16 protein-coding genes are annotated in these 14,678 nt (G+C 62.9%); 1 reads left to right on the top strand and 15 read right to left on the bottom strand.

Annotated features, from left to right (window positions below):
* Positions 1-115 precede the first annotated feature (115 nt).
* Positions 116-1,321: an AI-2E family transporter gene (locus tag D9V28_RS12870; RefSeq protein WP_121660170.1), complete on the top strand. Its 1,206-nt coding sequence runs from the start codon at positions 116-118 to the stop codon at positions 1,319-1,321.
* On the opposite strand, the gene D9V28_RS15980 is transcribed toward D9V28_RS12870, so the two are convergent.
* From D9V28_RS15980 to infC, 15 genes are all read right to left on the bottom strand, one after another.
* A complete protein-coding gene (locus D9V28_RS15980) occupies positions 1,244-1,564 on the bottom strand; it encodes a hypothetical protein (protein ID WP_147441006.1) in 321 nt (106 codons plus the stop codon). The genes D9V28_RS12870 and D9V28_RS15980 overlap by 78 nt on opposite strands.
* Positions 1,565-1,850: 286 nt before the next feature.
* Positions 1,851-2,042 carry a hypothetical protein gene (locus D9V28_RS12875; RefSeq protein WP_121660171.1) on the bottom strand — a complete coding sequence of 64 codons (192 nt, stop codon included), beginning with the start codon at positions 2,040-2,042 and terminating at the stop codon, positions 1,851-1,853.
* Between the two features lie 638 nt (positions 2,043-2,680).
* Positions 2,681-3,484 (bottom strand): MBL fold metallo-hydrolase, encoded by an 804-nt coding sequence (locus tag D9V28_RS12885; RefSeq protein ID WP_121660173.1) that lies wholly within the window; start codon positions 3,482-3,484, stop codon positions 2,681-2,683.
* Between the two features lie 124 nt (positions 3,485-3,608).
* Entirely contained in the window at positions 3,609-4,259 is a 651-nt protein-coding gene (locus D9V28_RS12890) for a maleylpyruvate isomerase family mycothiol-dependent enzyme (protein ID WP_121660174.1), read from the bottom strand.
* The gene (locus tag D9V28_RS12895) at positions 4,249-5,310 is read right to left on the bottom strand and encodes a hypothetical protein (RefSeq protein WP_147441008.1); all 1,062 of its coding nucleotides are present in this window, start codon (positions 5,308-5,310) and stop codon (positions 4,249-4,251) included. Before D9V28_RS12895 ends, D9V28_RS12890 begins: the two co-directional genes overlap by 11 nt.
* Before the next feature lie 125 nt (positions 5,311-5,435).
* Entirely contained in the window at positions 5,436-7,961 is a 2,526-nt protein-coding gene (gene pheT, locus D9V28_RS12900; protein ID WP_121660176.1) for a phenylalanine--tRNA ligase subunit beta, read from the bottom strand.
* 1 nt (position 7,962) lies between these two features.
* Positions 7,963-9,003, bottom strand: a complete 1,041-nt coding sequence (pheS, locus tag D9V28_RS12905) for a phenylalanine--tRNA ligase subunit alpha (RefSeq protein ID WP_121660177.1) — start codon at positions 9,001-9,003, stop codon at positions 7,963-7,965.
* A 54-nt stretch (positions 9,004-9,057) separates the two neighbouring features.
* Positions 9,058-9,990, bottom strand: a complete 933-nt coding sequence (locus D9V28_RS12910; protein WP_121660407.1) for an amino acid ABC transporter permease — start codon at positions 9,988-9,990, stop codon at positions 9,058-9,060.
* Positions 9,987-10,634, bottom strand: a complete 648-nt coding sequence (locus D9V28_RS12915; RefSeq protein WP_121660178.1) for an amino acid ABC transporter permease — start codon at positions 10,632-10,634, stop codon at positions 9,987-9,989. The genes D9V28_RS12910 and D9V28_RS12915 overlap by 4 nt, the downstream gene beginning before the upstream one ends.
* 78 nt (positions 10,635-10,712) lie before the next feature.
* Positions 10,713-11,579 carry a glutamate ABC transporter substrate-binding protein gene (locus D9V28_RS12920; protein WP_121660179.1) on the bottom strand — a complete coding sequence of 289 codons (867 nt, stop codon included), beginning with the start codon at positions 11,577-11,579 and terminating at the stop codon, positions 10,713-10,715.
* A gap of 89 nt (positions 11,580-11,668) precedes the next feature.
* On the bottom strand, positions 11,669-12,424 hold the full coding sequence (locus D9V28_RS12925) for an amino acid ABC transporter ATP-binding protein (protein ID WP_121660408.1): 756 nt from the start codon (positions 12,422-12,424) through the stop codon (positions 11,669-11,671).
* A gap of 141 nt (positions 12,425-12,565) precedes the next feature.
* Complete coding sequence (locus D9V28_RS12930; protein ID WP_121660180.1) at positions 12,566-13,375, bottom strand: TrmH family RNA methyltransferase; 810 nt, start codon at positions 13,373-13,375, stop codon at positions 12,566-12,568.
* Between the two features lie 103 nt (positions 13,376-13,478).
* Positions 13,479-13,865 (bottom strand): 50S ribosomal protein L20, encoded by a 387-nt coding sequence (gene rplT / locus D9V28_RS12935; RefSeq protein WP_121660181.1) that lies wholly within the window; start codon positions 13,863-13,865, stop codon positions 13,479-13,481.
* 28 nt (positions 13,866-13,893) lie between these two features.
* Entirely contained in the window at positions 13,894-14,088 is a 195-nt protein-coding gene (rpmI, locus tag D9V28_RS12940) for a 50S ribosomal protein L35 (RefSeq protein WP_108390634.1), read from the bottom strand.
* On the bottom strand, positions 14,081-14,665 hold the full coding sequence (infC, locus tag D9V28_RS12945) for a translation initiation factor IF-3 (protein ID WP_121660182.1): 585 nt from the start codon (positions 14,663-14,665) through the stop codon (positions 14,081-14,083). Before infC ends, rpmI begins: the two co-directional genes overlap by 8 nt.
* Positions 14,666-14,678: the final 13 nt, after the last annotated feature.

A 14,678-nucleotide genomic window follows, 5' to 3' on the forward strand; every position in this document is an offset into this window, starting at 1 on the left:
CCCGCGAGCCAAAGGCAGCCGCCATGCCACCATCCACCACGCGCTTGGTCCGGATCGGCGTAACTATTGTGGCGCCCACGCTCACGTTGCCTACTCCCCTGTGATGTCTTCGCGGATGGAATACGCTCCATGGCCGCCTGGCCTCCGTACACTCGTGGCGCTCGCCTGTGGGGCTATCGTTTTCGGTGCGCTCTTCCTCGCACGAGATTTGGCTGGCCCGGTGCTACTCGCCGCAGTGATCGTCATCATCTGCCTCCCTGTCCGTGACGTGCTCGACCACCGTGGCATGCCTTCCTGGTGTGGCTCGGCGGCGATTGTGGTCGTCGCATACCTCGTGCTCGCGGCGATGGGGGTCCTGCTTTGGGTTGCCGCCACACAGTTCCTGACACTGGTCGCTGAGTACACCGATGAGTTCCAGCGGCTCGTCGAGGATGTGGCAGCGTGGCTGTCGACCGTCGGGCTGGTCTCCGAGGTCGCTGCTGCGTCTGCGGAAGCGCTCGACATTGGCCAGGTCACGTCGCTGCTCGCCGGTATCGGGTCACGCGTCCTCGGAGTCGCGACGGCGTTGTTCTTTGTCCTCGCGTACCTCATCTTCATGGCCGCCGACACCTCGCGGTACCGGGAGGCAAAGCACCTATTCGGCGCCGAACGTCCCGCGCTCCTCGCGCGAATCCGACGTTTCACCACCGGTGTGCGTCGCTACTACGTCGTGAATGCCTCATTCGGGCTGATCGTCGCGGTGATCGACGGGCTCGCGCTGTGGTGGCTTGGCGTCCCGGCACCGCTGGTGTGGGCAATCTTGGCGTTTGTGACGAACTTCATCCCGAACATCGGCTTCGTGCTCGGAGTGATCCCGCCTGCAGTTCTCGCGCTTGTCGTCGGCGGTCCGCCAATGTTGCTCGCTGTGATCGCCATCTACTGCGTCGTCAACGTCGTACTGCAGGTGCTCGTGCAGCCGAAGTTTGTCAGCGACGCCGTGGACATCACCCTCACCCTCAGCTTCTTTTCCGTCGCATTCTGGACACTGATCATCGGTCCGCTCGGCGCCATTTTGTCTATCCCTCTCACGCTGCTGACGAGAACGGTGCTGCTCGACGAGGGCCCGAGCGCGCGATGGCTGAACTGGCTCTCCGGCAATCGCCTCGACGGCCAGGAGCACGAAGAGGAGGGCGGAGAATCAGAACCCCAACCGCTCGTTGACGAGCAACGATCGCCGTTGACGTCGCTGCGAGTCCTCGACGATCTACACCGAGAAGCTGACCTGCGCAAGAACAATCAAGAGGATCAGGAAGGCGATGACGATGCCCGCGAGGACCCCTAAAGTTTTCGCGGACATGTGAGCCACTCCGTAGCCCACCACGAAAGGAAGGGCGAGCAAAAACACTGAAGCGGTCCACCAGAAAAGGGAGTATCCCGTGGCAGAGATTTCGACCGCGTCACTCATGAGGAACCGTGTTTGTGGGTGGGTGGCGAGAGCTACGGTTGCGGAAATGGTCACGGCGACAAGCGCGGCCGTGATGACGCCTGCCAAGAAGCCCCACAGACCCGCCTTGGACTCAGTCATCACGTTCGCCTGCACTTTCGACGGCTGCGGTCTTGACAAGATGGGACCCTCCGATTCTGTTGTGCTTGAAGCCCGCCGCGCTGCATCGACCGTGTTGGCCTGCGGCTGCGTACGGCCAAGCCGCTGGTTGTGCAGTCAACTCGTTCAGGAAGGATGAGGCCACACCCGAAGTGGGTGAGATTCTGCACGGCCACAACCAACCGAAAACAATCACTAATAGCCGAGTCCAGGCGCCATAGGTTCCGGCTGGCTGCGGCGAGCGCCAGACTGCTGGTCGACGGTAACCCTAATCACCGTCGTCGGCCGTCCTTCGCCGGTGGGCTCTGACGGCAAGCGCAAGAACGACGGCCCCACCGCCACCGGGGATCAGAGCGATTCCTACCTGGGTCTCGCCAATCACGACGCAGACGACCCCAATAATCAAGTTGCAGGTTCCAACGATGAGAAGGGCAACAGTGAGCGCGTCGAGAAGATCCATCCGCGCTCCGCGCGTCCGAGTCACGGGCCGGCCACATGCAGGGTGGACAAGAGTGAGCGCATACGTTCACCCTAAAGCTCGACGTTCAGATCCACTCAAGTTGTTTGGCCGCAGTGAAGCGGCCGCACTCGTCCTCTGCGAGCATCAGACGCTGCTATCACCTTCGTTGAGGACTGACGCGTGCTAGTTCAGGGTGAGGGTGCGGATGTCATCCCTATCGCCGTAACTAACATCGACCTTGACTGGGGTGCGCGCCACCGCGACCGGCAAAGCGAACTCGTGAGTCGTTGCGGCCATGTCAGCGGTACAGGGATCCCTCGGTGACGGCGCGAACCTCACCCCGATCCGGTCCGCGCCCTCGACGGTCAGAGCAGACGCGACAAGCGGACAACTTGAGCTGCCCCATGTGACGATGGCGAACGACTCACCGCGCTCAAGCCATGTTCCGGCGGGTGCGGTGTTCGCTGGGTCAACGTCGAGGCCCTCTGGAACCCCCGGTCTCACTGCTTTGGCAACACCGTTCCCTCCGCAGCCGGTCAAGAGACAGACGGCAAGCAGAGCTCCCACACCAATCTGGGCAGTGCGTATGGTAACCACAACGCTATTCTCGATCAGACTCAGGCGCTCAGCACCGCTCGTTACTTCATCGAAGCGAGCCGCTGCACCTGCCATTCATGGACGTCGGGCAGCCAACCGAGTGGGGCCGATGGACCGACGCGCGGGTCGTTCGACACACGGCCGTCGCGCAGGTCCTCTAGATAGGCGCGGTCCAGTGCGATCCGTGAGCGAAGCTCCTCGGTTCCGCCGACCGACCCATGACCGGGAATGACAGCTTCAATACCGTCGGCCACGCTCTCGAACACCTGCAGGGCCGCCAGGTAGTCATGGATCGGGGTCGCCGCTTCAAGGTCCAGGAAGGGCATCAGAATGTCGGAGAGCATGTCGCCCGCAATGAGGACGCCGCTGTCCTCGATCAACAACCCAGCGTGGCCCGGCGCGTGCGCCTGGTGCTCAAGGATGCGGACTCTGGGGCCGTCCCAAGGAATCTGCGTCGTCCCGACCGGCAGGCCGGTGATGAGGCCGAGCAAATCCAGGGGTATCTCGTCGGCATACTCCGGCGGTAGCCCCTCAGCCACTTGTTCCTTCCACTCTGCTTTCGACAGAAAATCACGGATTGAGGCCTCACATCGGGCTGTGCCATAGCGAGGTACGTCGCCGAAGCTTGTATGCCAGAGCAGGTGATCCCAATCGGGATGGGTCGAGAATCCGGCCACAACGGGCTGACTCAGATCCCGAAGGTCCTCAGCGATTCCGGCCAGCTCCTCGTTTGTTATGCCCGGGTCGACGAGCAAAACACCGTCTGCACCCTGGACGACGATCGACTGGCTCTGGATGAACTCACTCTCGTGAACGAGAACGCCCTCAGCGACCTGCTTCAGCATGACGTGCCTTCCGCTCGTGGTGTGCAACCGGGTGTTGCGACGGTATTACGTCGCGGCGGCGGCTGGCAAGGGCACTTCGCGAAGCTGCGAAGGTCAGCCGTCGTGATCGCTGAGGATGATGGCCTCAGGAAGCTCGACCCGCGAGCACAGGCACACCGGCCCCGGAAAGGTCAGCGCAGTACGCTCCACGGCCTGTCATCGCCATGATGAGCGCGACACTGGAACCTCGCACCGGTTGCCCGTGGCCAACCGTCACATCGCTGTCGTCCGCTTCCAGTCGAAGTCCGTCGATGCGCTTTTTAGCGATCACCACCTGGTCGGTGCCCGCGTAATATCGCAAAAGCGCGTCAAGCACAGGTCTCGGATAGTCACGCACCAGCCCGAGTGGACGCCGGATGTCCTCGCCGTGCACAACCATCTCGCCGAGTAACGCTATTGCGGGCAAGGGAGGCGATGTCCGACTTCCCACAGTCCTTCGGAAACGATTGAGGGTCTCCGAAGGGCTCGAACCGAGTTGTTCTTGCAGTCGGTCGACGACCTGCTGATCGAAGTCGAATCGAGCGCGAAGCACGCCGAGGAACCATTGCGGACCCGAGACTGTTCCGCTGACCGTCAGATGTGCGAGCACTTCCCTGACCGACAGTCCCGTGCAGAGAGACGGAACCGCCCACTGGGCTGGAGAGAGCGATTCGAGGTTGTCGGCGAGAACCGCACGTTCTTCTTCGATGCGGCGCCATACTAATTGTCGTTTCGTTCTCGTCTTCTCAGCGAACATCGGGACGGTCCTCCTTGTCTTGCGGCGGCGTCACTGTGCTGAGGATCGCACCGCCTTCGGAACCGATCGACACGACAAAGGTTGACTCGTCGATCCAGGCAGCGCCTGCAACACCGCAGGTGAACGGCAACGGAGTTGCCTTTCTTCCCTCTCTAAGGACGAGGCCGACCTCGCCCGTCTTCGTGCAGTTCCCGTAGTCGGTCATGACGGCTCTGGCCGCGAACGATCCGCGGGTCATCGCCCACTGGACGTCGGTGTTGGCGCTTCCCGATGATGAGGCGAGCACATCGCCACTGGCGCTCACCGCAAGCACGGGGCGGCGCGTTGAATGCCGACCCAATAGCGCGCGCGTTCCATCGGTTCGAATGGAGTATGTTTCCCGATCGGTGCTGACATAGGTCGTGCCCGCAGAATCGATGTCGACCGCAACGTCTGTCGCGGAGAGACCCTCGGTGACGTCGACGATTGTCGTTTGACTGCCGCCGGTGTCTACTGTTCGAATCGCGAACGGTGTCGGGGTTGTTACGCCGTCGGAACCTCTCGCGTCCGGTGCCGTGGCGCCGACGAAATCGACGAACACGATCCGTCCGGTTCCATCAACCGCGACGTCGCCAGTCGTTCGGGAATCGACATCCACGGCGTCCCAGGTTCCGGCGTCGGTGTCGAAGAGAAAGAGGCCTGAACTCGAGCCTGTCACGTCCTCGCGGTCGGTCCGCGACACAGCGAGCATCGTCGGTGACACCGCCGATATTCCGTGCACCGTCATGAACATGTCGGCGTTGAACCGCCGTAGGGTGTTCCCGTTCTCATCCAGGTGCAACCATGACCCGGCAGATTCCGTCCACAGACCGCCGGCTGTGTCGGAGGTGATGTTCGCCATCGGGTAGGTGACATCGATTCGATCTTCGCGGCCATCGACGCCGTTGTCGTACTCGATCGGGGCCACTCGCCATGCGGCCGTTGGCACCGAGGCACAGCCGCCGAGAAGCAGGAGCGTGACCACGGCGAAACTCACGGGCAACCACGGGCGTCGGCTTCCCGGAAGGCTCATGAGTAGAACCTAATGCAAGACTCCACGGTCGACGCCCACGCACGACAGAAACGCCGGCTCCGATCAAGCAGCAGGCGAACCTGAGATGCTCGAACGGAACCGGCGTCGTGTGAAACGGCTCGATGCTACTCGCGCAGCACGGCGCCGAAGCGCTCTGTGGCCAGCGCTGAGCCAGCGAGCTTCGCTTCGGAAGCCTCGGCCGCGGTGAGCGTTCGATCGGCGGCGCGGAACCGCAGAGCGAAGGTCAGGCTCTTCGCGTCGTCAGCGACACCCTTCCCGCGGTAATCGTCAACCAGCCGGATGTCTTCCAACAATTCGCCTGAACCCTCACGAACCGTCGCAAGCACGTCCCCAGCGGGAACAGAGCGCGGCACAACGAGTGAGAGGTCCTGGGTCGCGGCGGGTAGCGTGCCGATGACACCAGCCGTGATTGCGGCATCCGTTGCCTCGAGGATCGCGTCGAGGTCCAGCTCAGCAACCGCGACCACGCGCGGCAGGTCGGAGTCGAGGGCGAGCTGCGGCAGCAGCTCTCCCGCGTACCCGACAACCCGGTCGCCGACACGGAGTTCGGCGGTGCGCCCCGGGTGCATCGAGTGGTGGCTGCCCTGGATCACGTCGATCTGCGCACCCGTCGCAAGACCGATCTGCGAAACGGCAGCGAGAGCATCCGTAATTCCGGACGGAACCGAAGCGATACCCGGCTGCTTGGCGACGGCGTTGCCGACGATGAGCACACCAACGTGACGCGGCTGCGGCGGGATACCGGCATTGAGCTCGGCCAGCTGCTCGTCGGTCGGGCGAGCGACGCCGGACGGCAGTTCTGCCTGGCCGTAGCGTTTGCCGTTTTCGGGGGTGAAGACGAGTCCGAGCTCGAACAGCGATACGTCGGTGAGCCCGCGTGACAGGTTGCGTTTGGCGGCCGAGATCAGGCCTGGAATGAGGCTCGTACGCAGGTACGGCGCACTCGCGTCGAGCGCGTTGGCCACCTTGATCGCGGGGACGGAGCCCGCAGTCGGCGAGCCGAACTTGTCGTTCTCGCTCGCCGGAAGGAACGGGAACGCCACGATCTCGGTCGAACCCGCTGCGGCGAGCGTGTCAGCGACCGTGCGGCGAACACGCTGCGACCGGGTCAGGCCGCGGCCGGGAGGCGCGACGGGAAGCACGGAGGGAATTCGGTCGTAGCCGACGATGCGGGCGACTTCCTCGGCCAGGTCGCTCTTGTCGGTGATGTCTGGACGCCAGCTCGGTGCGATGACGCGAAGTCCGCCATCGGCGTCGTCGACTGTTGCGCCGATCTCGACCAGCGACCCCCGAATCTCCTCGGCGGTGTACTCGATGCCGATGAGACCCGAGACATATCCGTTCGGAAGCAGGATCGGCTCGGCGGTCGTGGGTTCACCGACGAGCGATCCCGTCTCGTCTGCTTCTCCCCCGGCGAGTTCGACCATCAGCTCGGCAACGCGCGAGGCAGCGGCAACGGCGATCGCGGGGTCAACACCACGCTCGAACCGCTTGGACGCCTCACTCGGCAGCTTGTGCCTGCGCGCCGTACGGGCGATCGACACCGGGTCGAAGTTCGCGGCCTCGATGAGCACGTTGCGCGTGTTCTCACCCATCTCGGTGGTCGCGCCGCCCATCACACCGGCGAGGCCGATCGGCCCTGAGCCGTCGGTGATGAGCAGATCCTCGGGGCTGAGGGTGCGCGCCTGGGCGTCGAGGGTGGTGAGCTTCTCCCCCGGCTGCGCCCGCCGAACTGTAATGCCGTCTGTGAGCGTGTCGAGGTCGTAGCCGTGGATCGGCTGGCCGAGTTCGAGCATCACGTAGTTGGTGATGTCGACAAGAAGAGAAATCGAACGGATGCCTGCAAGCTTCAGTCGCGACACCATCCACGGCGGCGTCGGACGAGCAGCGTCGACGTTCCGGACGATGCGGGTGGCGAACACCCGCACACCCGGCTTGCCGTGGATCGGAGCCTCGTCGGCGAGTGCGACGGGGAACCCGTTCGTTCCGGTCGGGCGAAGCGCGTCGCGAAGCGCGGGATCGTCGAACTTCGCACCGGTGGCGTGGGAGTACTCGCGCGCCACACCGCGGATCGAGAACGCGTAGCCGCGATCGGGCGTGACGTTGATCTCGACTGCCGCGTCGTCCAGACCGAGCAGCGCGATGGCATCCGTCCCTGGCTCAGCGTCAACGCCGAGCGTCGACAGGCGCAGGATGCCGTCGTGCTCGTCACCGAGGCCAAGCTCACGGGTCGACGCGATCATGCCGTCGGACACGTGGCCGTACGTTTTGCGCGGGGTGATCGGGAACGGGCCGGGAAGCACAGCGCCCGGCAGGGTCACAACGACCTTGTCGCCCACGAAGAAGTTGCCTGCACCACAGACGATGCCGTGCACATCTGGCCCGCCGTCAGCGGCGAGCTGGCCTTCCGGCGCCACGCGCACCTGGCACCAGCGGATGACCTTGCCGTTCTTCTGCGGTTCCTCAACGAACTCGAGGACCTCACCGACGACGACCGGTCCGGTCACGTCGAAGGTGTGAACGTCCTCTTCTTCGAGACCGACCTGAACCAGGGCGGCGTGGACGTCTTCTGTTGTCGATCCCGGTGCGAGATCGACGTATTCAGCGAGCCAACTGAGGGGCACCCGCATGCTAAACCACCATTCCAAACTGCTGTGAGAAGCGCACGTCGCCCTCAACCATCTCCCGCATGTCCTGGACGTCGTTGCGCAGCATCAGGCCGCGCTCGATTCCCATGCCGAAGGCGAAACCTGAATACTCGTCCGGATCAATGCCGGCAGCGCGAAGCACGTTGGGGTTGATCATGCCGCAGCCACCCCACTCGATCCAGCGCGGACCGTGCTTGAACGTCGGGTGCCAGAAGTCGAGCTCGGCGCTCGGCTCGGTGAACGGGAAATAGCTCGGGCGCAGGCGGATCTTTGCCTCGTCCCCGAAGATCGACTTCACGAAGTGGTCGAGCGTGCCCTTGAGGTGCGCCATGGTGAGGCCCTTATCGACGGCGAGGCCCTCGAACTGCATGAACACAGGAAGGTGCGTCGCATCGAACTCGTCGGTGCGGTACACCCGACCGGGTGCGAGAACGTAGACCGGGAGCTCACGGTCGAGCAACGAGCGAATCTGCACCGGAGAGGTGTGGGTGCGCAGCACGAGGTGCGACTCGGGCGGGTCGATGAAGAAGGTGTCCTGCATGGCCCGAGCGGGGTGGTCAGCATCGAAGTTGAGCGCGTCGAAGTTGAACCACTCGCTCTCGACCTCAGGCCCCTCGGCGATCTCCCAGCCCATGCCGGTGAAGATCTCGCTCACGCGGTCCTGCAGCAGGGTGAGGGGGTGGCGTGCACCGGCGGTGTAGCGGCTGGCAAGCGCCGTGACATCGAGTGCCTCTGCTTCGAGCTGGGCGGCGTTCTCCGCTTCGACGATTTCCTGCTCACGAGCGGCGAATGCGCCGTTGACCCGGCCGCGGGCCTGGCCGACGAGCTTGCCGAGCGGGGCCTTCTGGTCTGGGGCAACGTTGCGCAGCTCACCGTTGAGCTTCGCCAGTGGCGATGCTTCTCCGGTGTGCTCGGTGCGTACCTGCTTGAGGGCGGCGGAATCGGCTGCAGCGGCAATCGCGGCGAGGGCTGATTCCACTGCCGCGTTCACGGCGGATTCGGTTATTACTTGCGAGTCGGACACGGTCCACAAGTCTACCGAGTCCGAGCGAATGGCCTGAGCCGCTGGACGATCGCGCTAGCGGGCGCCTGGGTTCCCGCCGGCTTCGGACTGGCGCGCGGCCGCAGATGCCTGAGCGATAGCGAGCGCCGGGTCCACGGGTACCTCCTTGCCTGCCTTGCCCCCTCGGCGCGCCGAGTCGGTGTGCTTCGACAGCCAGCGGGCGACCCATGACAGTGTCAGGTTCATGATGAGGTAGATCACGAGCGTTACCGCAAAGAACGAGAACAGGTACCGGTTTCCGTAGAAGCTCGCGAGGTTGTTCATCGTCGAGCGAATGAGCTCGGGGTATCCAACGATGTAGCCGAGCGACGTGTCCTTGAGCAGCACAACGAGCTGCGCAACGATGATCGGCAGCATCTGGCGGAACGCCTGCGGGAACTCGATGAGCATCCGCGTCTGCAGCTCGCGCAAACCGAGGCTCAGTCCGGCTTCACGCTGCCCGCGCGGGAGCGACGCGAGGCCGGCGCGGAGTGCTTCACCGATGATGGCGCCGTTGTAGAGCCCGAGCGCCAGCACGACTGCCCAGTAGGCGCCGCTCGAGAACCCAAGCAGGATGAAGAGCATCATCAGCAGAACGGGCATACCTCGCACGAACTCGAGAATGACCGTGGTTGGGGTGCGGATCCACGCGCTCTTGGCGGTGCGCAACAGCGCGAAAACCACTCCAAGGATGAGCGCCAGGACAGCGGCCGCTGCCGCCGCCTGCAGGGTGCGAACGACACCACCCCAGATGAAGGTCCACACGTCAGGATTAGCGAAGACATCCCAGCGGCTGGGGTCGAACATGCCTGGGAGCGTGATGCCGCCCGAGCTTGGCCGCGGTGCAGCCAGAATCGTGTACAGCCAGTACAGTCCGGCGAGAATGAGGATACCGACGACGATGGAGAGAATCAGCGACAGCCGACGGGCCTTCGGGCCGGGAGCGTCGAACAGAACGGAACCGCTCATCGCGCCACCACCCACTTCTTCTCGAGTCGCGCGGCGAAGATACCGAGCGGAATAGTGATCAACAGGTAGAAGGTCGCGACGCCGAGCAGAACGGCGATGACGGCGTTGCCGTTGGCGTTGGCCAGCTCCTTACCGATGGTGAAGAGTTCGACGACGAAGAAACCGCCGGCAACCGAGGTGTTCTTCGTCAGCGCGATGAAGACGTTGATGAGCGGTGGGATCACCATGCGGAAGGCCTGCGGGAAGACGACGTAGCCCACGGTCTGGCCGAAGCCGAGCCCAAGGCTGCGAGCCGCCTCAGCCTGCCCGATGGGCACCCCATTGATTCCCGACCGGAGGGCTTCAGCAACGAACGGCGACGTGTACACGCTCAGGCCGATCATTGCGAATACCGAGTATTCGAGCCTCACGCCGAGGTACGGCAGGATCAGCGCGCAAAAGAAAAGTACGAGCGTAAGCGGGGTGTTGCGGACGAGTTCGGTGTACACGGCCGCGAACCCGCGTAGCGATGGGACGGGTGAGATCCGCATGGTGGCGATGATGGTACCGATGATGAGCGCGGCGATGCCTGCAACGACGAGGAGCTGCAGTGTCATGCTGAACCCGGCGAGGTACCGAGGCAGGTTGTCGAAAATGACGTCCATGTGGCCTCTTCCGTTCTGATAAGTGCGAGTGCTCACAAACGGGGCGGGGTCACCCCCGCCCCGAATGTGTGTGGGACTTTAGTAGCGGTCTACGGCCGGCGGTTCAACGAACTCGAGAACCGTTCCAGCTGTGCTGTTCCAGGCCTCCTCGTACGAACCGTCTTCGTAGGACTCTTCAAGGGTGTCGTTGATGAAGTTGCGGAACTCCGTGTCCTCCAGCTTGAGGCCGATACCGTACGGCTCCTCGGTGAACGGCTTGCCGACCACCTTGAACTCGCCCTCGTTCTGAGCGGCGAGACCCGCGAGGATCACGTTGTCTGTCGAGACCGCGACAACCTGGCCCGTGCGCAGCGGCTCGAGGCAGTTCGAGTAGGTGTCGGTCAGGACAGGTGTTGCACCGATCTCAGCGAGCTTCGCTGCCGGGGTGGACCCGGTGACCGAGCAGACCGGCTGGCCGACGAGGTCATCTTCGCTCTTGATGTCCTTGTTGTCGGCGAGCGTCAGGATCGACTGACCGGCCATGTAGTACGGGCCGGCGAAGGAAATGACTTCCTTGCGCTTGTCGTTGATGGTGTACGTCGCGATGACGATGTCAACCTCGCCGTTCTGGATGAAGGGCTCGCGGTTGGCTGAAACCGTTTCCTTCCACTCGATCTTGTCTTCGGCGATGCCGAGCTTCGCGGCGATGATCTTGCCGATCTCGACGTCGAATCCAACCGGGTCACCGTCGGGTCCGATGAGGCCGAACAGGGGCTGGTCGAACTTGGTACCGATGGTGATGCTGCCCTCTTCGGCGAGCGTGGCCATCGTTGTGCCTGCTTCGAAGGTGGGGGCTGCTTCGGGCTCCGGAGCAGCGGTGTCTCCGCCGCTGCCGCCTGAACATGCCGAAAGCGTGAGCAACGCGGCTCCGCCGAGTGCGATCAGTGATAGCTTTTTGCGCTTCATCTGCTTCTCATTCCTCTGTGATGTGCTGTGTTTCCCTGACCGCTGGGCGGTCAAGCGTGAGAGGCGTCGCACCGATCGGTGCGTGCCGGTCAGTGATCAAGAATTTTCGACAGGAAGTCCTTGGCGCGATCCGACTTCGGTGCGCTGAAGAAGGTCTCTGGGGTGGCTTCTTCGACGATTTCGCCGTCGGCCATGAAAAGCACACGGTCGGCGGCCTTGCGAGCGAAGCCCATCTCGTGGGTCACCACGATCATGGTCATTCCCTCTTTGGCGAGGCCGACCATGACGTCGAGGACCTCGTTGATCATTTCGGGGTCGAGCGCGCTTGTGGGCTCGTCCATGAGGATCAGCTTGGGGCTCATTGCGAGCGAACGGGCGATTGCGACACGCTGCTGCTGGCCACCGGAGAGCTGAGCCGGCATCTTGTTCGCCTGGTTCGCCACTCCGACGCGCTCGAGCAGGGTCATTGCGCGCTCAGTGGCATCCTTCTTCGACATCTTCTTGACCTTCATCGGCGCAAGCGTGATGTTCTCAAGCACTGTCTTGTGTGCGAAAAGGTTGAACGACTGGAACACCATGCCGACGTCCGCCCGCAGATGTGCAAGCTCAGCGCCCTCTTCAGGCAACTTCTTGCCGTCAATGGTGATGCTGCCGTCGTCGATGGTTTCGAGCCGGTTGATCGCGCGGCACAGCGTCGACTTGCCCGAACCACTTGGACCGATAACCACAACGACCTCGCCGCGGGCGACAGTGGTGTTGATGTTTTTCAGAACGTGGAGTTCGCCGTAGTGCTTGTTGACCGAGTCGACGATGACCAGGGGTTCCCCGCGTTTCGCGATGGGCATGCTCGTCGTGTTCGGTATCAGCGTTGGTTCCATGCACCCAAACTAGGGGACGCGATGTTTCAGCCGTATGACGCGTGGCATCCGTTACTCATTCGTAACCAAGATTAGGAAGGAAGAAGCGGATGCCACGGCGTACGCCGGTTAGACGGCGCTGCGTTGTGCGAATGCCGATTCGTAGAGACAGACCGACGCAGCTGTCGCGAGGTTCATCGACTCGGCGTGGCCGTAGATCGGCACGGTGATTGCGGCGTCGGCGAGCGGCAGCTGCTCGTCGGTGAGCCCGTGAGCTTCATTACCGAAGAGCCAGGCGGTCGGCTGCACGAGTTCACCGGAAATCCGGGCGTCGAGGAGACTCGTTCCCTTAACGTCGGCGGCCAGAACTCGAAGTCCCGCCTTGTGTGCACGCTCGATGACGTTCGGCAGTTCGGCGCCGACCGCGATCGGCAGGTGGAACAGGGACCCGGTCGTCGAACGAACGACCTTCGGGTTGTACAGGTCGACACTGCGGCCCGTGAGAATGACCGCGTCGGCGCCTGCGGAGTCGGCAGCACGAATGATCGTGCCGAGGTTGCCCGGGTCGCGAACCTCTTCGAGAATGGCGATGAGCTTGGGCTCAGCGTTGAAGATGTCTTTCATCGACGTCGGGAACTGGTGTGCAACGGCGATGAAGCCCTGCGGTGTCACCGTGTCACTCATCACACCGAGGACCTCTTCGGAGACGAACTCAACGTCGAAGTCCGGCTGCTCGGCAGCCTGGGCGGCGATCTCGGGGTACCGCTCGAGCGCGGTTGGTGTTGCGTAGAGCTCGACGATCAGCCCCGGGCGGAAGGCCAGCGCTTCGGATACCGCCTGCGGCCCTTCGAGCAGGAAGAGGCCGGTTTCAAGCCTGGCTGGTCGTTTGGCAAGTTTTGCTACCGCTCTGACGCGCGGGGAACGTGGGTTATCAAGCACTCCCCCAGTCTAAGGACAGCCCGTGACCGGCTGGGGAGGCTCGCGCACAACACAACAACGGGCACCCCGCCGAAGCGGGATGCCCGTTGTGAGGAAAAGCTGCTTACGCTGCTGCCTTCGGAGCCGAAGTGTCGGCCGGGAGGGCCTTCTTCGCGCTCTCGACGAGGGCCGCGAACGTGGCCGGCTCGTTAACGGCGAGCTCAGCGAGGATGCGACGGTCAACCTCGATGCCAGCAAGGCCGAGACCCTGGATGAGGCGGTTGTAGGTGAGGCCGTTGGCACGCGATGCCGCGTTGATCCGCTGAATCCAGAGGCGACGGAAGTCACCCTTCTTCTGGCGGCGGTCACGGTACGCGTAAACCATGGAGTGGGTGACCTGCTCCTTGGCCTTGCGGTACAGGCGTGAACGCTGGCCGCGGTAACCCTCGGCGCGCTCGAGGATAACCCGACGCTTCTTGTGAGCGTTTACCGCCCTTTTTACTCTTGCCATTTGTCTATATTCCTAACGGGTTCAGGTCTTAGTGACCGAGAAGCTTCTTGATGTTCTTGGTGTCAGCCTTCGAGACGAGCTGGTCGGTGTTCAAGCGACGCTTACGCTGTCCGGACTTCACCTCGAGGTTGTGGCGCATGCCCGACTGCTGCTTCTTGATCTTGCCGGAACCGGTGAGCTTGAATCGCTTCTTGGCACCGGAATGGGTCTTCTGCTTAGGCATTGTCTTCCTCCTGCTTCGCTGCTTTATTGGCAGCACGTTGTGCGTTGGCTTCGGCCTTTGCCTCTGACTTGTTCTTCAGAGGGCCGATTACCATGACCATGTTTCGACCATCGATGGTCGGAGTGGACTCAACAGTGCCCAGTTCCGAAACATCTTCGGCAAATTTTTGGAGCAAGCGCACGCCCTGGTCGGGTCGAGACTGCTCACGGCCGCGGAACAGGATCATTGCTTTGACCTTGTCGCCACCCTTGAGGAATCCCTCAGCGCGCTTTACTTTCGTTTCGTAGTCGTGCTTGTCGATCTTGAGACGGAATCGAACCTCTTTGAGGATCGTGTTCGCCTGGTTACGCCTGGCCTCCTTGGCCTTCTGCGCAGCCTCGTACTTGAACTTGCCGTAATCCATGATCTTCGCGACCGGAGGCTTGGAGTTCGGGGCGACCTCGACGAGATCGAGCTCAGCTTCCTGCGCCAGGCGCAGTGCTACCTCAATCTTGACGACGCCGACCTGTTCTCCGGCGGGACCCACGAGGCGGACCTCGGGGACTCGGATACGGTCGTTTGTACGGGGATCGCTAATGCGTTACTCCTCT

Origin of the sequence: Mycetocola zhadangensis, assembly GCF_003668565.1 — a bacterium.
GTDB classification, from domain to species: Bacteria; Actinomycetota; Actinomycetes; order Actinomycetales; family Microbacteriaceae; genus Mycetocola_A; species Mycetocola_A zhadangensis.